The 18709-nt window shown below is 72.3% G+C and carries 17 protein-coding genes and 2 tRNA genes; 15 read left to right on the top strand and 4 right to left on the bottom strand.

What is annotated here, in order from left to right:
• Positions 1 to 17: 17 nt before the first annotated feature.
• Genes yidC through rpmH form a run of 4 tightly spaced genes read right to left on the bottom strand, consistent with a single transcriptional unit; the run spans position 18 to position 2010 of the window.
• Positions 18 to 1163: a membrane protein insertase YidC gene (gene yidC, locus EBM89_RS00440; protein WP_122147485.1), complete on the bottom strand. Its 1146-nt coding sequence runs from the start codon at positions 1161 to 1163 to the stop codon at positions 18 to 20.
• 20 nt (positions 1164 to 1183) lie between these two features.
• Positions 1184 to 1495: a membrane protein insertion efficiency factor YidD gene (gene yidD / locus EBM89_RS00435; RefSeq protein WP_122147484.1), complete on the bottom strand. Its 312-nt coding sequence runs from the start codon at positions 1493 to 1495 to the stop codon at positions 1184 to 1186.
• Entirely contained in the window at positions 1492 to 1857 is a 366-nt protein-coding gene (gene rnpA, locus EBM89_RS00430) for a ribonuclease P protein component (protein ID WP_122147483.1), read from the bottom strand. The genes yidD and rnpA overlap by 4 nt, the downstream gene beginning before the upstream one ends.
• 15 nt (positions 1858 to 1872) lie before the next feature.
• Positions 1873 to 2010, bottom strand: coding sequence for a 50S ribosomal protein L34 (gene rpmH / locus EBM89_RS00425; protein ID WP_010849920.1), 138 nt, complete (start codon positions 2008 to 2010; stop codon positions 1873 to 1875).
• 517 nt (positions 2011 to 2527) lie between these two features.
• On the opposite strand from rpmH, the gene dnaA reads away from it, so the two are divergent.
• The 15 genes from dnaA to EBM89_RS00355 all read left to right on the top strand — a co-directional run bounded on the left by dnaA (position 2528) and on the right by EBM89_RS00355 (position 18680).
• Positions 2528 to 3967: a chromosomal replication initiator protein DnaA gene (dnaA, locus tag EBM89_RS00420; protein ID WP_233571443.1), complete on the top strand. Its 1440-nt coding sequence runs from the start codon at positions 2528 to 2530 to the stop codon at positions 3965 to 3967.
• A 797-nt stretch (positions 3968 to 4764) separates the two neighbouring features.
• Positions 4765 to 5895 (top strand): DNA polymerase III subunit beta, encoded by a 1131-nt coding sequence (gene dnaN, locus EBM89_RS00415; protein WP_122147481.1) that lies wholly within the window; start codon positions 4765 to 4767, stop codon positions 5893 to 5895.
• Between the two features lie 152 nt (positions 5896 to 6047).
• Entirely contained in the window at positions 6048 to 6980 is a 933-nt protein-coding gene (gene gnd / locus EBM89_RS00410) for a phosphogluconate dehydrogenase (NAD(+)-dependent, decarboxylating) (protein WP_122147480.1), read from the top strand.
• Between the two features lie 4 nt (positions 6981 to 6984).
• Positions 6985 to 8211, top strand: coding sequence for a DNA replication/repair protein RecF (recF, locus tag EBM89_RS00405; RefSeq protein WP_122147479.1), 1227 nt, complete (start codon positions 6985 to 6987; stop codon positions 8209 to 8211).
• Positions 8201 to 8809: a DciA family protein gene (locus tag EBM89_RS00400; protein WP_233571440.1), complete on the top strand. Its 609-nt coding sequence runs from the start codon at positions 8201 to 8203 to the stop codon at positions 8807 to 8809. The genes recF and EBM89_RS00400 overlap by 11 nt, the downstream gene beginning before the upstream one ends.
• Before the next feature lie 188 nt (positions 8810 to 8997).
• Positions 8998 to 11052: a DNA topoisomerase (ATP-hydrolyzing) subunit B gene (gyrB, locus tag EBM89_RS00395; protein ID WP_122147478.1), complete on the top strand. Its 2055-nt coding sequence runs from the start codon at positions 8998 to 9000 to the stop codon at positions 11050 to 11052.
• Positions 11053 to 11122: 70 nt separating this feature from the next.
• The gene (gyrA, locus tag EBM89_RS00390; protein ID WP_122147477.1) at positions 11123 to 13741 is read left to right on the top strand and encodes a DNA gyrase subunit A; all 2619 of its coding nucleotides are present in this window, start codon (positions 11123 to 11125) and stop codon (positions 13739 to 13741) included.
• Positions 13742 to 13787: 46 nt separating this feature from the next.
• On the top strand, positions 13788 to 14495 hold the full coding sequence (locus EBM89_RS00385; RefSeq protein WP_122147476.1) for a DUF3566 domain-containing protein: 708 nt from the start codon (positions 13788 to 13790) through the stop codon (positions 14493 to 14495).
• Positions 14496 to 14564: 69 nt separating this feature from the next.
• Positions 14565 to 14638, top strand: a tRNA-Ile gene (locus tag EBM89_RS00380).
• A 26-nt stretch (positions 14639 to 14664) separates the two neighbouring features.
• The gene (locus EBM89_RS21940; protein WP_233571439.1) at positions 14665 to 14784 is read left to right on the top strand and encodes a DLW-39 family protein; all 120 of its coding nucleotides are present in this window, start codon (positions 14665 to 14667) and stop codon (positions 14782 to 14784) included.
• Positions 14785 to 14817: 33 nt separating this feature from the next.
• Positions 14818 to 14890, top strand: a tRNA-Ala gene (locus EBM89_RS00375).
• 30 nt (positions 14891 to 14920) lie between these two features.
• Complete coding sequence (locus EBM89_RS00370; protein WP_122147475.1) at positions 14921 to 15514, top strand: dihydrofolate reductase family protein; 594 nt, start codon at positions 14921 to 14923, stop codon at positions 15512 to 15514.
• Positions 15515 to 15556: 42 nt separating this feature from the next.
• Positions 15557 to 16231 (top strand): class II aldolase/adducin family protein, encoded by a 675-nt coding sequence (locus tag EBM89_RS00365; protein WP_122147474.1) that lies wholly within the window; start codon positions 15557 to 15559, stop codon positions 16229 to 16231.
• On the top strand, positions 16228 to 17061 hold the full coding sequence (locus tag EBM89_RS00360; protein ID WP_158609421.1) for a phosphotransferase family protein: 834 nt from the start codon (positions 16228 to 16230) through the stop codon (positions 17059 to 17061). The genes EBM89_RS00365 and EBM89_RS00360 overlap by 4 nt, the downstream gene beginning before the upstream one ends.
• Positions 17058 to 18680 carry a glycerol-3-phosphate dehydrogenase/oxidase gene (locus tag EBM89_RS00355; protein ID WP_122147472.1) on the top strand — a complete coding sequence of 541 codons (1623 nt, stop codon included), beginning with the start codon at positions 17058 to 17060 and terminating at the stop codon, positions 18678 to 18680. Before EBM89_RS00360 ends, EBM89_RS00355 begins: the two co-directional genes overlap by 4 nt.
• Positions 18681 to 18709 lie beyond the last annotated feature (29 nt).

The raw sequence follows: 18709 nt of genomic DNA, 5'->3' as shown, positions 1-18709 counted from the left end.
GCGCGGCGCGCGGGGTCTCAGTCCTCGGTCGCGCTGCTGGAGGTGGAGCCGCCGGTCTTCCCGGAGCCACCCTTCCCGCTGGCGCCCGACGTGCCGCCGGCGGGTCGCTTCTTCGCGGGCGTGCCGGCGCTGCCCGACCCGGAGGCGCCCGAACCCGTGGGGCGAGCACCGGAGCCACCCTGCGGGGTGGTGGGCCGCTTCTTCGCACGGGCCTTGCCGACGGGCTGCTGACGCTGGCCGGAGGCGGGACGGCTCTCCTCGATGCCGGGGGCGTCCTCCTCGATCGTGATGCCCTTGGCGGCGGCCTTCTTGGCCTGGCGCGCCTTCAGCGCCGCCTCGGCCTGCGAGCCGGGCGCCGGCATCTTGCGGATCGTGTAGAACTGCTGGCCCATCGACCACAGGTTGGTGGTGGTCCAGTAGAGCAGCACACCGATCGGGAAGTTCACGCCGGAGAAGGCGAAGATCAGCGGGAAGACGTACATGAGCATCTTCTGCTGCTGCGCCATCGGGCCCTCGAGGGCGGCCGGCGGCATGTTCTTCATGGTCAGCTGGCGCTGCGTGAGGAACGTCGTGAGCGACATCGCGACGACGAGGATGACGGTGACGATGCGGACGTGCACGGCCTGGTCGCCGAACTCGGCGGCGTTCATGAACGTCGACGACAACGGGGCGCCGAGGATGGTGGCGCTCTCCGCCTGGGCCGCGAGCTCCTGGTTCAGGGGGCCGAGGTTGGGCCGGCTGTACTCGCCGGACGCGAGCTGCGGCAGCGAGTTCAGCACCCGGAACAGGGCGAAGAAGATCGGCGACTGCGCGAGGATCGGCAGGCAGGACGAGAACGGGTTGGTCCCGTGCTTGCGGTAGAGCTCCATCGTCTCGCGGCTCATGGCCTCGCGGGACGCGGGGTCGGTCTTCCCCTTGTACTTCGCCTGGATCTTCTTCATGTCCGGCGCCAGCAGCTGCATGCCGCGCGACGCCTTGATCTGCTTGAAGAACAGCGGGATCAGGATGATCCGCATGACGATCACGAGGCCCACGATCGACAGGCCCCAGGCGAGGCCGCCGGCCGGGTCGAGGCCCAGGAAGTCGAACAGCGAGTGGAACTGGACCATGATCCAGGCCACGGCGACCATGATCGGGTACAGCAACGTGTCGAACCAGGCCATCGGAAGACTCTCCAGAAGGGTCAGTGCGCGGAGGCGACCGCGCCGTGCGGGTGTCGACGGTGCGGCCCCGCCGGTGGAACGTCGTCGACGCCGCCCCGGTTCCACGGGTTGCAGCGCAGGATCCGCCAGACCGCCAGCCGCGTGCCCTTGACCACGCCGTGCCGCTCGAGGGCGATCACGGCGTACGCGGAGCACGACGGGTAGAACCGGCAGGTCGGCGGGGTGAGCGGGGACAGGAACCGCTGGTAGCCCCGGATCGCGAGGACCAGCACCCGGCGCGGCAGCCGCACCACGGCCCGCAGCGTCGACGCGACGGACCGCTCGCTGCTCACGGCCGGTCCCCGCGTTCGGACCGCCGTCGGCCCGCAGTGCGCAGGGCGCCGTCCAGGTCCTGCCCGAGCGTCGCGTAGTCGGCGTCCGCGGCGGGCGCGAGCGCCCGAACGACCAGGTCGGCGTCGGCGGGCAGGCCCCCCAGGCGCTCGTGGGTCAGCGCACGCAGCCGCCGCTTGACGCGGTTGCGGACGACCGCGTTGCCGACGCCCTTGGACACGACGAAACCGACCGCCGGACCAGGTCCGGGGTCGGTTCGCGTCACGAGGTGCACCACGAGCGTGTTCCGCCCGGCGCGCGCACCCTGCCGCACGGTCCGTTCGAAGTCGACGGACCGACGCATCCGGTGCGCGGCGGGCAGCACCGCGTCAGGGTGCTGTCAGGCCGACAGCTCGGCGCGACCCTTGCGCCGACGGGCGGCGAGGATCGCGCGGCCGGCACGCGTCCGCATGCGCAGACGGAAGCCGTGGGTCTTGGCCCGACGCCGGTTGTTCGGCTGGAAGGTCCGCTTGCTCACGATGGTCTCCAAGGTACTTCGGTGCGGTCGACCGTACGCGCGCGTACGGTCAGGTCTGTGCCGTGCTCGACTGCTCCGGTACCCACGTCGTGCACGTGGCCGACGTCGGGGCACGCCAGCAGGAGCCATCTCGGAAGGCTGGTCAACGTTACGTCGGCGCGGCTCCCCGGTCAAACCCCGAGGCTGTGCGATGGGCCACCGCTGCCCGGTGATCACGCGGGACCCCCTCCCCAGAGGAGCCCTCGGCCACTAGCATCGACGGTCGAGCGTCCCGCGCGGGGCGATCTCCCCAACGGTGGACGCCAGCCGCGCAGCCATGTGGACAACTCCGCACCTCAGGGTCGGTCGCAGCTCGGCACCGCCGAGATCCTGCGGCTCCGACCGTCACGCACAGGTGTGGACAAGTCTGTGGACGCACGGCCGCGGCGTGCGACACTCGACCCCGCGAATCACGACGGCAGCGAGGTAGAGGGTGTCAGGACAGGACGATCAGCTGAGCCAGGTCTGGTCGGCCGCGATGGCGCAGCTCGAGGTGAGCCCGGACATCACTCCGCGCCAGCTGGCCTTCGTGCGGCTGGCCAAGCCGCTGGGGCTGCTCGACGGGACCATGCTGCTGGCGGTCGGCAACGACCTGACCAAGGACTACCTCGAGACGCGGGTCCGCCAGGAGGTCACCGACGCGCTGGCCGCGGCGCTGGGCCGGGACGCCCGGTTCGCGATCACGGTGGACCCGTCGCTCGACGGTGCCGGTGACCCGTCGCTCACGACGTCGCCCCCGCCCGCCCGCGCCGCGGACCCCGACGACTCCCCCGCCGGACCGGCCGCGTCCGGGCACCCGAGCACCGGGGACAGCGCCTCCGTCGAGCCGGTGCGCTCCGAGGGGTTCCGCCGCGAGCCCGCCGGTCCGACGCCGAGTGCGGAGCCGGCGCGGCTGAACCCGAAGTACCTGTTCGAGACGTTCGTCATCGGCTCGTCCAACCGCTTCGCCCACGCCGCCGCCGTGGCCGTGGCCGAAGCGCCCGCGAAGGCGTACAACCCGCTGTTCATCTACGGCGACTCCGGCCTGGGCAAAACGCACCTGCTGCACGCGATCGGGCACTACGCCCGCAACCTGTACCCGTCGGTGCGGGTGCGCTACGTGAACTCCGAGGAGTTCACCAACGACTTCATCAACTCCATCTCCGAGGGCAAGGCGGGCGCCTTCCAGCGCCGCTACCGCGAGGTGGACGTGCTCCTCATCGACGACATCCAGTTCCTGCAGGGCAAGGAGCAGACGATGGAGGAGTTCTTCCACACGTTCAACACCCTGCACAACGCCAACAAGCAGATCGTGCTGACGTCCGACCTGCCGCCCAAGCAGCTCAACGGGTTCGAGGACCGGATGCGGTCCCGGTTCGAGTGGGGCCTGATCACCGACGTCCAGCCGCCGGACCTCGAGACGCGCATCGCGATCCTGCGGAAGAAGTCCGCGAACGACAAGCTCCAGGCGCCGGACGACGTCCACGAGTACATCGCCTCGAAGATCTCCACCAACATCCGCGAGCTCGAGGGTGCGCTCATCCGGGTGACGGCGTTCGCGAACCTCAACCGGCAGCAGGTCGACCTGTCGCTGGCGGAGATCGTGCTGAAGGACCTCATCACCGACGACGACCAGGCGGACATCACCGCGACGGCCGTCATCGGGCAGACGGCGGCGTACTTCGGCCTCACCATCGAGGACCTGTGCGGGTCGTCGCGGTCGCGGGTCCTGGTCACGGCGCGGCAGATCGCGATGTACCTCTGCCGCGAGCTCACGGACCTGTCCCTGCCGAAGATCGGCCAGGCGTTCGGCGGCCGCGACCACACCACCGTGATGCACGCGAACCGCAAGATCCGCGAGCTCATGGCGGAGCGCCGGTCGATCTTCAACCAGGTCACCGAGCTGACGAACCGCATCAAGCAGGAGAGCCGGGGCTGACCGTCCCTCTCCCGGACTTCCCGGCACCATCCCCGAGACCCGCCCCGGCGACCGCCGGCGGCGGGTCTCGGTGTCTGTGCGGAACCCGAGTTCAACCTGAGCCTGAGACATGCGTCGGACGAATGTGCACACCTGTGGACGAGCCTGTGGAAAGCGGTGGACGACACGCCATGTGCGTGTGGACCGATCCTGCGCGACCGGTGGACGCAGAAGGACGCCTGACGAGCTGTCCACGTCCGCGCTCGTCGTCCCCAGGTGGTCCACAGCCGGTGTGCACAAGCCGAAAAGAGCGCTGACCTGCGCAAACAGGCATGGTCCCCAGAATCCACAGAACCGACGATGACGACGACAGATGTCTAGGAAGAAGATCCACAGCCCGTCAGTGCCCTGCGGGCCGAGCCTGAGCACCGACCCCTGATCCGACGACATCTCCCGGACGACCGGGCTCCGCCCGGGCCAGGACGACGAGGCCTGTGCACGACCTCGGAGGCCCTGGATCCTTCGTGGAGCGCCGTCCTGCGCACCGACGCTCCACCACGACCCGCCCGCCGACCGCCAGCGCCGCCACGCACGTGCCGTCCTGGCGAACGATCCAGCGACCGCGACGTCGTCCACAGGCCGCTTACCCCGGCACCACCCGAGCACCGCCCGGGCGCCACCCAGGTGGTCGCGACGCACCCCCGGTCCGGTTCCCGCGGCCTGGTCACTCGCGTAGTGTTCGGGTGTCCCGTGCGCCCTCCGTGCACCGGGTCGCACCGCACGGGACCCCGGGGTCCCCCGAACCGAGAGGGTGGGGCATGAAGTTCCGCGTCGAACGTGACGTCCTCGCAGAAGCCGTCACGTGGATCGCTCGCAGCCTGCCCACCCGCCCGCCGGTGCCCGTGCTCGCGGGCGTGCGCATCGAGGCCGCCACCGACGGCACCCTGCGCCTCGCGAGCTTCGACTACGAGGTCTCCGCGCGGTCCGAGATCCCCGCCGACGTCAGCGAGCCCGGCACCGTCCTGGTGTCCGGCCGCCTGCTCGCCGAGATCTCCCGCGCGCTGCCGAACAAGCCGGTCGACGTCCAGCTCGACGGCACCAAGGTGTCGGTCACCTGCGGCGCCAGCCGCTTCACGCTGCTGACGATGCCGGTCGACGACTACCCGCAGCTGCCGGCCATGCCGGCGCTGACCGGCACGGTCGACGGCGACGAGCTCACCAAGGCCGTCGCGCAGGTCACGGTCGCCGCCAGCCGCGACGACACCCTGCCGCTGCTCACCGGCGTCCGCGTCGAGATCGAGGGCGAGAAGGTCACGCTCCTCGCGACGGACCGCTACCGCCTCGCGCTGCGCGAGATGACGTGGCGCCCGGCGACCCCGGACGTCTCCCAGGTCGCCCTGGTGCGCGCCCGCACGCTCTCCGACGCCGCCAAGTCGCTCGGTGCCTCGGGCTCCGTGAACGTCGGCCTCGCCACCGGCCAGGGCGTCGACCTCATCGGCTTCGAGGCTGCTGGACGCCACACCACGTCGCTGCTGGTCGACGGGGACTACCCCGCCGTGCGCCGGCTGTTCCCCGACGAGTCCCCCATCCACGCGGTGGTGAACACGCAGCTGCTCGCCGACGCCGCCAAGCGCGTCGCGCTGGTCGCGGAGCGGAACACCCCGATCCGGCTGACGTTCTCCGACGGCCAGGTCGTGCTCGACGCGGGCCAGGGCGACGACGCCCAGGCGTCCGAGGCGCTCGAGGCCACGCTCGTCGGCGACGACATCGCCGTGGCGTTCAACCCGCAGTTCCTGCTGGACGGCCTCGGCGCGCTGACCACGTCGTTCGTGCGGCTGTCGTTCACGCACCCGAACAAGCCGGTCGAGTTCACGGGCCAGGAGTCGCTCGAGGGCGAGGACCTCAAGGAGTACCGGTACCTGCTGGTGCCGATCCGCTTCGCGTCCTGACGGGTCGCTCGCGGTCACCCGTCGCGGCGGTGTGACCGGCGAGACGCCCGTCTCGGTCGTCAGCACACCGCCGCAGCAGGAGAATGGCGGCGACAAGGACGCCACCGGGGCCCGTGCGTCCCGGTGGCGGTCGGGCGAGGGAAGGTGGAGCGATGCAGATCGGCCTGGTGGGTCTGGGCAGGATGGGCGCGAACATGCGCGACCGCATGCGGCGCGCGGGGATCGACGTCACGGGCTACGACCAGAACCCGGACGTCTCCGACGTCGCGTCGCTGGCCGACCTCGTCGCGGCGCTCCCGGCCGGTGAGCGTGTCGTGTGGGTCATGGTGCCCGCGGGCGCGGTCACGCACGGTGTGGTCGAGGAGCTCGGCGGCCTGCTGACCGAGGGCGACCTCGTCATCGACGGCGGCAACTCGTACTTCGGCGACGACAAGGGCCACGCGGAGCAGCTCGGCGCGAAGGGCATCCACTTCGTCGACGTCGGCGTCTCCGGCGGGGTCTGGGGCCTCGCGAACGGCTACGGCCTGATGGTCGGCGGCGACGCCGCGCAGGTCGAGCGCGTGATGCCGGTGTTCGACGCGCTGCGTCCCGAGGGCCCCCGCGAGGAGGGCTTCGTGCACGCGGGCGCGGTCGGTGCCGGGCACTACGCGAAGATGGTGCACAACGGCATCGAGTACGGCCTCATGCAGGCGTACGCCGAGGGCTACGAGCTGCTGGCCGCCAAGGACATCGTCACCGACGTCGCCGGGACCATGAAGGCCTGGCAGCGGGGCACCGTCGTGCGGTCGTGGCTGCTGGAGCTCCTGGTCAAGGCGCTCGAGGAGGACCAGCAGTTCGAGGCCATCGACGACTGGGTCGCCGACTCGGGCGAGGGCCGCTGGACCGTGGACGAGGCGATCGAGGCCGCCGTGCCGCTGCCGGTCATCACCGCCGCGCTGTTCGCGCGCTTCCAGTCCCGCCAGGAGCAGTCCCCCGCGATGAAGGCGGTCGCGGCGCTGCGCCAGCAGTTCGGCGGGCACGCGGTCAAGGCTGCGGGTGCGCCGGTCGCCGGTGACACCCCGTCCGGCGTGGGCTCCGCCGACTGACCGGATGTACGTCTCGCACCTGTCCCTGACGGACTTCCGGTCGTACCACCAGGTCGACCTGACCTTCGAGCCCGGCATCACCGCGCTCGTGGGGCCGAACGGGCAGGGCAAGACGAACCTCGTCGAGGCGATCGGGTACGTCTCGACGTTCTCCAGCCACCGGGTGCCGACCGACGCCCCGCTCGTGCGGGCGGGCGCGTCGGCGGCCGTGGTGCGGTCCCGCATCGTGCGGGCCCAGGACGACGGGTCCGAGCGGGCGCTCGTCATCGACGTGCAGCTCGGCTCCGGTCGGTCCAACCGGGTCAAGCTCAACGGCGCACCGTCCCGTGCCCGGGACGTCGTCGGCGCGCTGCGCTCGGTGCTGTTCGCCCCGGAGGACCTCGCGCTGGTCAAGGGCGACCCGGACGGGCGGCGCCGGTTCGTGGACGCGCTGGCCGTGCAGGTGACGCCGCGGCTGGCCGGGGTGTTCAGCGAGTACGACCGGGTCGTGCGGCAGCGCACCGCCCTGCTGAAGTCGGCGGGCGGGTTCCGGGGGTCCCGGACGAAGCCGGACCTGAGCACCCTCGACGTGTGGGACAGCAAGCTCGCCGAGCTCGGCGCGCACGTGATCATCGCGCGGCAGGCCGTGGTCGCGGCGCTCGCGCCGTACGTCGCCGACGCCTACGAGCGGGTCAGCGACGGCCAGGGCGCCGCGCACGTGGGCTACCGGTCCTCGCTCGCGGCGGTGCTGGAGGGGGGCGAGCCCGCCGAGGGCGCCGACGCCACCACCCCGTCGCGCGTGGTCGAGCAGCAGATGCTCGAGGCGCTGTCGCGGGTGCGCCCCAAGGAGCTCGAGCGGGGTGTCTGCCTGGTCGGGCCGCACCGCGACGACCTCGTGCTCACCCTCGGCGACCTGCCCGCGAAGGGGTACGCGAGCCACGGCGAGTCCTGGTCGGTGGCGCTCGCGCTGCGGCTCGCGTCGTACGAGCTGCTGACCCACGGCCCGCAGGCGGGCACCGAGCAGGACGCCGCGCAGCTCTGGGTCGCGGACTCCGGGCCGGACGGCGAGCCGGTGCTCATGCTGGACGACGTGTTCGCGGAGCTCGACGCCAAGCGGCGCGCCCGGCTGGCCGAGATGGTCGCGGGCGCCCGGCAGGTGTTCGTCACCGCGGCCGTCCCCGGGGACGTGCCCCCGCAGCTGCAGGGCGCGCGCTACGACGTGCTGGCCTCCGAGGTCACCCGTGGCGCCTGACGGGGACGCCGCGCCTGGCGCCGCCACCCCGGGCGACGCCGAGGAGCCCGTCCTCCCCCCGCCCGACCCGTCGGTCCCGGTCACCGAGCGGCTGGAGGACGCCACCCCGGCGACGCAGATGGCGAAGCAGTCCCTGGCCCGGTTCCGCGCGGTCGCGCGGTCCAAGGGCTACCGCCCGGGCGAGAAGCCGCGCGGTCGGTCCCCGCTGTCCGCCGCCGAGCGGGACGCCCCGGGCGTGCACGCGCGGGACCCGCAGACGGTGTCGAGCACGATGTCGTCCCTGTTCCGGGACCGCGGCTGGGTGCAGGAGATCTCGGTCGGCGGCGTGGTCGGCCGGTGGCGCGACGTCGTGGGCGACCAGATCGCGGACCACTGCACGCCGGAGACGTTCGCGGACGGGGTGCTGGTCGTGCGGACGGACTCGACGGCATGGGCCCAGCAGCTGAAGATGCTCGCCCCGCAGCTCGTGCGGCGCATGGCCGAGGACGTCGGCGAGGGCGTCGTGGTGGACGTCCGGGTGCTCGGTCCGGCGGGCCCGGGGTTCGGCAAGGGCAAGCGGGCGGTGCGCGGCCGGGGCCCCCGGGACACCTGGGGCTGAGGCCGTCGTCCCCAGGGTGGGGCGATCTCCGCGGTTTTTCGGCAGGGACGGGTACACTAAGAGGGACATCTCTGGCGCGTCTGCGCCGGTCCAGGACGCACGATCTCCGCCGTCGTGGAGTGATCCGCCCTCCCGCGTGGAGGACGGGCGCCTCCGCCGCGTACGAGAACTGAGGAGCACCACCGCTCGTGGCAGACCAGAGCCCCTCCACCGCACCTGATCCCTCCGCACCCGGGGGGGCGGCGAACGGGACTCCCGCCTACGACGCGTCCGCGATCACGGTCCTCGAGGGTCTCGAGGCCGTGCGCAAGCGCCCCGGCATGTACATCGGCTCGACCGGTGAGCGCGGCCTGCACCACCTCGTCTACGAGGTGGTCGACAACTCCGTCGACGAGGCCCTCGCCGGGTACTGCGACCACATCGAGGTCGTGCTGCGCGCCGACGGCGGCGTCCAGGTCGTCGACAACGGCCGTGGCATCCCCGTCGCGATGCACCCGACGGAGGGCAAGCCCACCGTCGAGGTCGTCATGACCATCCTGCACGCGGGCGGCAAGTTCGGCGGCGGCGGCTACGCGGTCTCCGGCGGCCTGCACGGCGTCGGCATCTCCGTGGTCAACGCGCTGTCGACCCGTGTGCAGACGGTCGTGCGGCGCGACGGCTTCGCCTGGGAGATGGACTTCGCGGACGGCGGCAAGCCGGCCAGCGAGCTGCGCCAGGGCGCGGCGACGGAGGAGACCGGCACCTCGCAGACGTTCTGGGCCGACCCGAGCATCTTCGAGACCGTCGAGTACGACTTCGAGACCCTGCGGTCCCGGTTCCAGCAGATGGCGTTCCTCAACAAGGGGCTGCAGATCTCACTGACCGACGAGCGCCCGCAGCACACCGGTACCGAGGACGAGGTCGCCGGGGACGACGCCTCCGCGACGGACGCCCCGAAGGCCCGCACCGTGACCTACAAGTACGACGGCGGCCTGGTCGACTACGTCAAGCACCTGAACGCGGCCAAGAAGGTCGACCTGGTGCACCCCGACGTCATCGACTTCGAGGCCGAGGACACCGAGCGCCGCCTGTCGCTCGAGGTCGCGATGCAGTGGACCAGCGCGTACTCCGAGTCGGTGCACACGTACGCCAACACCATCTCCACCACCGAGGGCGGCACGCACGAGGAGGGCTTCCGTGCGGCCATGACCTCGCTGGTCAACCGGTACGCCCGCGAGAAGGGCATCCTCAAGGAGAAGGACGACAACCTCACCGGCGACGACATCCGCGAGGGCCTGACCGCCGTCGTGTCGATCAAGCTCGGCGAGCCGCAGTTCGAGGGCCAGACCAAGACGAAGCTCGGCAACACCGAGGCCAAGACCTTCGTGCAGCGCGTCGTCAACGAGCAGCTCGCCGACTGGCTGGACTCGCACCCGAACGAGGCCAAGGACGTCATCCGCAAGGCCATCCAGGCGTCCCAGGCCCGGCTCGCGGCCCGCAAGGCCCGGGAGGCCACGCGCCGCAAGGGCCTGCTCGAGTCCAACTCGATGCCGGGCAAGCTCAAGGACTGCCAGTCCAACAACCCCGCCGAGTGCGAGATCTTCATCGTCGAGGGTGACTCCGCCGGCGGTTCCGCCGTGCGCGGCCGCAACCCGCAGACGCAGGCGATCCTGCCGCTGCGCGGCAAGATCCTCAACGTCGAGCGCGCCCGCCTCGACCGGGCCCTCGGCAACGCCGAGGTGCAGGCGCTCATCACGGCGTTCGGCACCGGCATCGGCGAGGACTTCGACGCCTCGAAGCTGCGGTACCACAAGATCGTGCTCATGGCCGACGCCGACGTCGACGGCCGGCACATCTGCACGCTGCTGCTGACGCTGCTCTACCGGTACATGCCGGACCTCATCCTCAAGGGCCACGTCTACATGGCGCAGCCGCCGCTCTACCGCATCAAGTGGTCCAACGCGGCGCACGACTACGTCTACTCGGACCGCGAGCGGGACGCGATGCTCGCCGAGGGGCAGGCCAAGGGCAAGCGGATCCCCAAGGACAACGGGATCCAGCGCTACAAGGGTCTCGGTGAGATGGACTACTCGGAGCTGTGGGAGACCACGATGGCGCCCGAGCACCGCACGCTGCTGCAGGTCACGCTGGACGAGGCGGCCGCCGCGGACGAGATCTTCTCGGTGCTGATGGGCGAGGACGTCGAGTCCCGCCGTTCCTTCATCCAGCGCAACGCGCGCGACGTCCGCTTCCTCGACGTCTGACCGCGGCGCCCCGCCTCCTCCCGACCTCCCGGCCCGGCGCCGGGACCAGTCCCACCGAAGGACCTGACCTGTGACTGAGCTGACCGGCGACAACATCGAGCACGGCCGCATCGACCAGGTGGACCTGCAGCTCGAGATGCAGCGGTCCTACCTGGACTACGCGATGGCCGTCATCGTGGGTCGCGCGCTCCCCGACGTCCGGGACGGCCTCAAGCCGGTGCACCGCCGCGTGCTGTACGCCATGTACGACGGCGGCTACCGGCCGGACCGGCAGTTCTCCAAGTGCTCCCGCGTCGTCGGCGACGTCATGGGCAAGTACCACCCGCACGGCGACACCTCGATCTACGACGCCCTGGTGCGGCTGGTCCAGGACTGGTCGCTGCGGTACCCGCTGGTCGCGGGCCAGGGGAACTTCGGCTCCCCCGGCGACGACCCGGCGGCCGCCCCGCGGTACACCGAGTGCAAGATGGCCCCGCTCGCCATGGAGATGGTCCGGGACATCGACGAGGACACCGTCGACTTCCAGGACAACTACGACGGCCGCACGCAGGAGCCGTCGATCCTGCCGTCCCGGTTCCCGAACCTGCTGGTCAACGGATCCGCCGGCATCGCGGTCGGCATGGCGACCAACATCCCGCCGCACAACCTGCGCGAGGTCGCCGAGGGCGTCCGCTGGCACCTCGACAACCCGGAGGCGTCCAAGGAGGAGCTGCTCGCGGCGCTGCTGATGCGCGTCAAGGGCCCCGACTTCCCCACCGGCGCGACGATCCTCGGCCACAAGGGCATCGAGGAGGCGTACCGCACCGGTCGCGGCTCCATCACGATGCGCGCGGTCGTCGAGGTCGAGGAGATCCAGGGCCGCATCTGCCTGGTCGTCACCGAGCTGCCCTACCAGGTCAACCCGGACACCCTCGCGAAGAAGATCGCCGACCTGGTCCGCGAGAACCGGGTCCAGGGCATCGCGGACATCCGCGACGAGACCTCTGGCCGCACCGGCCAGCGCCTGGTCATCGTGCTCAAGCGCGACGCCGTCGCCAAGGTCGTCCTGAACAACCTGTACAAGCACACGCAGCTGCAGGACACGTTCGGCGCCAACATGCTCGCCCTGGTCGACGGCGTGCCCCGCACGCTCAGCCTGGACGCGTTCATCCGCCACTGGACGACCCACCAGCTCGACGTCATCGTCCGGCGGACGAACTTCCGGCTGCGCAAGGCCGAGGAGCAGATCCACATCTACCGCGGCTACCTCAAGGCGCTGGACGCGCTGGACGAGGTCATCGCGCTGATCCGCCGCTCCCCCGACGCCGACGAGGCCCGCACCGGCCTGATGGCCCTCCTCAACATCGACGAGGTCCAGGCCAACGCGATCCTCACCCTGCAGCTGCGTCGCCTGGCCGCCCTGGAGCGCCAGCGCATCCTGGACGAGTACGCGAAGCTCGAGACCGAGATCCTCGGGTACCGCGAGATCCTCGCCTCCCCGGACCGCCAGCGCGGCATCGTGCGTGACGAGATGGACGAGATCGTCACCAAGTACGGCGACGAGCGCCGCACGACGATCCTGCCGTTCGACGGCGAGGTGTCCGTCGAGGACCTCATCGCCGAGGAGGAGATGGTCGTCACCATCACCCGCGGCGGCTACGCCAAGCGGACGCGCTCGGACAACTACCGGGCGCAGCGCCGGGGTGGCAAGGGCGTGCGCGGCGCGCAGCTGCGCGAGGACGACATCGTCGACCACTTCTTCGTGACGACGACGCACCACTGGCTGCTCTTCTTCACGAACCTCGGCCGCGTGTACCGCGCCAAGGCGTACGAGCTGCCCGAGGGCGGCCGGGACGCCAAGGGCCAGCACGTCGCGAACCTGCTGGCGTTCCAGCCGGGCGAGAAGATCGCCCAGGTCCTCGACCTGCGCAGCTACGACCAGGCGGAGTACCTGGTGCTGGCGACGCAGCGCGGCCTGGTGAAGAAGACCCGGCTCACCGAGTACGACTCCAACCGGTCCGGCGGCGTCATCGCGATCAACCTGCGCGAGGACGAGCACGGCCTGCCCGACGAGCTCGTCTCGGCGCGCATCGTGGACTCGGTGAACGACCTGATCCTCGTCTCCCGCAAGGGCCAGTCGCTGCGGTTCACCGCGACCGACGAGGCGCTGCGCCCGATGGGCCGCGCGACCTCGGGCGTCACCGGCATGAAGTTCCGCGCCGACGACGAGCTGCTGGCCATGGACGTCGTCCGCGAGGAGGCGTTCCTGTTCACCGTCACGCAGGGCGGCATCGCCAAGCGCACCGCCCTCACGGTGGAGAACTACCGGGTGCAGGGCCGTGGCGGCCTCGGCATCAAGGTGGCCAACCTCCCCGAGGCCAACGGCGACCTGGTCGGCGCGCTGGTCACGGACGCCGACGACGAGGTCCTCGTCATCATGGAGCGCGGCAAGATCGTGCGTTCCGCGACCTCCGAGGTGAACGCGACGGGCCGCACCACGCAGGGCGTGATCTTCGCGAAGCCCGACAACGGGGACCGCATCATCGCGGTGGCCCGCAACATCGAGCGCCACCTGGGTGACGAGGCGGGTACCGTGGACGGGTCGGCCGAGTCCGACGTGGCGTCCGACGTCCCCGCGGGGACCGACGAGACCGCCACCGCGGCGCCGGAGGTCCCGGACGCCGACGAGACCGCCGAGGAGGACGCGTGAGCCGCACCGCCACCGCCTCCCCCGCTCCTGATCCCGAGGAGAGCCGATGAGCAGCGACACCCCGCCGTCCATCCCGCCGCGCAAGTCCGGCGGGTCCGACGCGCCGGAGAAGCCCGCCGCCGGCCGCACGGCCACCGACACCGGCACCCGCGCGCCGGCGACGGCCGCGCAGCCCAAGACCGGTGCCGCCGCACGGACCTCCGCCGTGAAGACCAAGCCGGCCGCCGCGCCCGCGTCCGGTACCACGACCGGTACGACCCCGCGTCCGGCGTCCTCCGGCACCGGGTCGTCGTCGTCCACCCCGGCCGCGGCCCCCACGCCGGCCGCTGAGGCGCCTGCCGCCGGCAGCACCACCGCCGCGCGCCCCGCCTCGTCCGGCCTGACGACCGGTTCCGGCCCCCGCCGGGTGCGCCTCGCGATCTCGCGGGTCGACCCGTGGTCGGTCATGAAGCTGTCGTTCCTGATGTCCGTCGCGATCGGCATCATGATCGTCGTCGCGACGGCCGTCGTGTGGCTGGCCCTGGACTCGCTCCAGGTGTTCGCGACCATCGAGGGCCTGGTCACCGAGATCCTCGCGGACTCCGACTTCGACCTCATGCAGTACGTCGAGTTCGACCGGGTGCTCTCGGTCGCGACGCTGGTCGCCGTCGTGGACATCGTGCTCATCACCGCGCTCGCCACGATCGGGTCGTTCCTGTACAACATCACCGCGGCGCTGGTGGGTGGCATCCACGTCACCATGACCGACGAGTGACGCACGGTTTGGGCGGGCGGCCCCTGCTGGGGTAGTCTCGTCCGGCACGCCAGGATGCTGGTGTGCGACGGGCCTATAGCTCAGACGGTTAGAGCGCTTCCCTGATAAGGAAGAGGTCAGAGGTTCAAGTCCTCTTAGGCCCACTCCCGAGCCCTTGGGGGTAGTACCCGTGAAGAAGCTCCTGCTCCTGACGGCTGTCGCCGCGGTCGCCTACGTGGCGTGGACCCGGTACGCCGCCGAGCGTGATGACCGCGACCTGTGGGCCGAGGTCACCGACACGGTCGAGTAGCACCCCCGCAGCACCCGGACCCCGGTTCGGTACGGGGCCATGGCGCAATTGGTAGCGCACCTGCTTTGCAAGCAGGGGGTTAGGGGTTCGAGTCCCCTTGGCTCCACTCAACGCGTCGACCCGTGAGGGACGTGCCATGGCTGCCACGTACACGTTCGACGTCTTCACCAGCCTCGACGGCTTCGGCTCCTACGGGCCGCCCGGCGACTGGGGAGGCTACTGGGGCCGGCAGGGCCCGGAGCTGCTCGCCCACCGCGAGGAGCAGTACCGCGCGCCGCAGCGGATGGTCCTCGGTGCCCGCACCTACCGCGAGTTCGTGCAGATGCTCGACGGCCCCGCCGACTCCGAAGTGCACGACCCCTGGGTCACCGCGATGCGCGCCCTGCCCGCGACCGTGGTCTCCGGCACGCTCGACGAGCCCGTGGACTGGCCGGACGCCACCGTCGTCCGTGGGGACGCCGTGGACGTCGTCCGGCGGCTCAAGGCGGACTCCCCCGTGCCGCTGCGGTCGCACGGCAGCCTGAGCCTCAACCGGGCGCTGCTCGCGGCAGGGCTGGTCGACATCCTCCAGATCACCGTGTTCCCCGTGGTCACCGGGCGCAGCGGCACCGAGCCCGTCCTGGCGGGCGTCCCGGACCTCGACCTCGACCTGCTCGGGTCCCGGACGCTGGACGGCCGCACCCTGGAGCTGCGGTACCGGCCGCGGCTGCACCACCGACGACCCGCCTGACGGGTCCTTGACTCCGGCGCGCGTCCGGGCCAGGTTCTCCCCATGACGACGACGTCAGACCTGCACGACCTGCGCGCCGCGGTCGCCGCGGCCTCCCGCGGCATCGCCGCCAGCGGGCTGGTGATCGGCACCGCCGGGAACGTCAGCGCCCGCGACGGGGACCTCGTCGCGGTGACCGCCACCGGGTGCGACCTCGCCACCACCACCGTCGACGAGGTCACCGTCGTCGACCTGGACGGGCGGGTCGTGGCGGGGGACCTGCAACCGACCTCCGAGCGCGACCTGCACCTCGGCGTCTACCGGCACGCCCCGCCTGCCCAGGTCGGGGCCGTGGTGCACACCCACTCCCGGATGGCCACCGCGATGGGTCTGGTGGCCGACGAGATCCCGGTGCTCCACTACCAGCAGCTCGTGCTGGGCGGCTCGCTGCGGGTCGCACCGTTCCACACCTTCGGCAGCGCCGACCTCGCCCGGGCGGTCGGGGCCGCGCTCGACGGGCGGCTCGCCGCGCTGATGGCGAACCACGGGGCGGTCGCCCTCGGCGCCGACCTGCGCGCGGCCGTCGGGAACGCCGAGCTCACCGAGTGGTTGTGCGACCTCGCGTGGCACGCCCGCGCCGTGGGGGAGCCCCGGGCGCTGACCGCGGGACAGCAGCGCGACGTGGTCGAGGCCGCCACCGCGACCGGCTACGGCAGCACCCGGAGAGCGGACCGGTGACGGCGCCCGACGAGGGTGCGCTGCTTGGGCACGGGCGCACGTCCGAGGTGTACGCGTACGGCGTCGGCACCGCCATCAAGGTGTACCCGGAGGGCACGGATCGCGCCCTGGTGGCCCAGGAGCGGGACGCCGCGACGCTCGTGCACGCCCTGGGCGTCCCCAGCGTGCGCTGCCTCGGGCTCGCGGAGCGGTCCGGGCGACCCGGCGTCGTCTTCGACCGGCTCACCGGGCCGGGCATCGCGCGGCAGGCGGAGAAGGACCCCCGGCGCCTGCCGGAGATGTCCCGCACGCTCGCCGACCTGCACGCCCGGGTCCACGAGGCGCGCACCGACGCGCTGCCCGACGTCCGGGACCTCGCGGTGTCGCTGCTCGACACCCCGCGGCTGCGGACGCTCGGCACGGTGACCCGCACCCGGCTGCGCGCCCGGTTCCGGGACCTGCCCGACGGTGACTCGGTGCTGCACCTCGACTTCCACCCGCAGAACGTCTACGAGCACCACGAGGGCCACGCCGTCATCGACTGGCAGTCCGCGTGCCGGGGACCCGCGGCCGCGGACGTCGCGATGTCCGTCGTCCTCATGCGGGAGGTCGAGCTGTTCCCGGGGACGCCGCCGCTGCTCCTGGCCCTGTACGCGGCGTCGAGACGCGCGGTCCTGCGGTACTACCTGGCCCGGTACCTCGCCGTGTCCGGGCTGACCCCGGCCGAGGTCGAGCGGTGGCTCACCTGCGCGCGGGTGCTGCGGCTCGGACTGCTGGACGTCCCGAGCGAGCGGCGGCGGTTCCTGCGCCGCATCGAGGCCGGGTCGGCGGCCGTCGGGGGCCCCGCGTGACCACCACGCTCACCCGTGCCCGGTTCGCCGGGGACGACGAGGTCGACGTGCTGGTCATCGGCGGCGGCATCACCGGGGCGGCGCTCGCCCACGAGGCCACCAGCCGCGGCCTGTCGGTCGCGCTGGTCGAGCAGGGCGACGTCGGCGGCGCCACCTCCGCCGCGACGGGCAAGCTCGTCCACGGCGGGCTGCGGTACCTCAAGCGCCTGGAGGTCGGCCTGGTCCGGGAGTCGCTGGCCGAGCGCCGCACCCTGATGCGGATCGCGCCCAACCTCGTGGAGCCGCTGCCCATCGTGCTGCCCGACCCGGGACCGGTGGAGCACGCCGGGCTCGTCGCGTACGACCTGCTCTCCGCCGACCGGAACCGGGGCGCCTCACCCGACCGGCGCATCCCCGCGCACCGGACCCTGCGCCGCAGCGAGCTCGACCGCCTCGGCCTGCCCACGCTGCGCTCCGGGCTGCTGTACCACGACGCCCTCTGCCTCTCCCCGGAGCGGTTGACCCTCGCGTTCCTCCGCACCGCGGCCGCGGCCGGGGCCCGGTGGGCGTCGTACACCCGCGCCGACCGGTTCGTGGTCGAGCGCGGGCGGGTCGTCGGGGCCGAGGTCACCGACCTCGCTGCGGACCGACCGGGTCTGGTGCGGGCGCGGATCACGGTGAACGCCACCGGTCCCTGGGCGCGCGACCTGCTGCTGTCCACCCCGCTGACTGCCGCGCTCGCCGGACCCGAGCCGACCGTGCGGTCCGAGGGCATCTACCTCGTCACCCGGGTCCCGACGGAGGTGATGGTGCTGACGGTCCTGCCGCACGGGCACTTCAGCTTCGCGCCCTGGCGCGGGCTCAGTCTCGTCGGACCCACCGAGACGCCGTACCACGGGCGGGTCGCGGACTGGCGGCTCACCCGGCGCGCCGTGGACGACCTGGTCGCCGCCGTCAGCACCGGCAACACCGGCGGCATCCGGATCGCGCCCGAGGACGTCGTCGCCGCGTACGGCGGGCTACGACCGCTCACCGAGAGCGGCGGCACCGACACGTACACCGCCTCCCGGGCCTCCGAGGTGGTCGACCACGACCGGGACGGGGCCCCCGGGCTCGTCACCGCCACCGGCGGCAAGTACACGACCGCGCGGGCCTTCGCGTCCCGGGTCGTCACCGGGCTCGCGACCCGGCTCGGCACGACCGTGCGCCGGTCCACCACGGACCGGACGCCGCTGGACGGGTGCGTGCCCGGGGACCTGCCGGGTGCGGTGGACGCGACCACCGCCGCCGCGGCCGCCGTGGGCGTCGACGCGCGGTCGGCCGCCCTGCTCACCCGGCTGCACGGCACCGAGGCGGCCGCCGTGCTCGACCTCGTGCGGGAGGACCCGGCGCTCGCCCGCCCGGTCACGCCCGACGGGGAGCCGCTCGCCACCGTGGCGTACGCGGCCCGGCACGAGGCCCCCGTGCACCTCACGGACGTGCTGCTCCGGCGCACCGGGGTCGGGCAGACCGGCGACCCCGGGGACGAGGTCCTGGGGCTCGCGGCGGACGTCGTCGCGCGCGAGCGCGGCTGGGACGCGGGACGGCGGGCGGCGGAGGTCGCCGCCGCCCGGACGGCGGTGCGCCTGCCGGTCGACTAGGCCGACGCCTCGGACCAGGACGACAGGAC

The organism is Cellulomonas triticagri, assembly GCF_003696205.1.
Classification (GTDB): Bacteria; Actinomycetota; Actinomycetes; order Actinomycetales; family Cellulomonadaceae; genus Cellulomonas; species Cellulomonas triticagri.
The sequence above is the reverse complement of the archived record's forward strand: the minus strand, read 5'-3'. Positions and strand labels throughout refer to the sequence as shown.

Bases quoted from the DNA above. Each gene is read 5' to 3' on its own strand.
- yidC (WP_122147485.1), bottom strand. From the start codon at position 1,163: ATGGCCTGGTTCGACACGTTGCTGTACCCGATCATGGTCGCCGTGGCC.
- dnaA (WP_233571443.1), top strand. From the start codon at position 2,528: ATGGCGCAGCTCGAGGTGAGCCCGGACATCACTCCGCGCCAGCTGGCC.
- dnaN (WP_122147481.1), top strand. From the start codon at position 4,765: ATGAAGTTCCGCGTCGAACGTGACGTCCTCGCAGAAGCCGTCACGTGG.
- gnd (WP_122147480.1), top strand. From the start codon at position 6,048: ATGCAGATCGGCCTGGTGGGTCTGGGCAGGATGGGCGCGAACATGCGC.
- recF (WP_122147479.1), top strand. From the start codon at position 6,985: ATGTACGTCTCGCACCTGTCCCTGACGGACTTCCGGTCGTACCACCAG.
- EBM89_RS00385 (WP_122147476.1), top strand. From the start codon at position 13,788: ATGAGCAGCGACACCCCGCCGTCCATCCCGCCGCGCAAGTCCGGCGGG.
- EBM89_RS00370 (WP_122147475.1), top strand. From the start codon at position 14,921: ATGGCTGCCACGTACACGTTCGACGTCTTCACCAGCCTCGACGGCTTC.
- EBM89_RS00365 (WP_122147474.1), top strand. From the start codon at position 15,557: ATGACGACGACGTCAGACCTGCACGACCTGCGCGCCGCGGTCGCCGCG.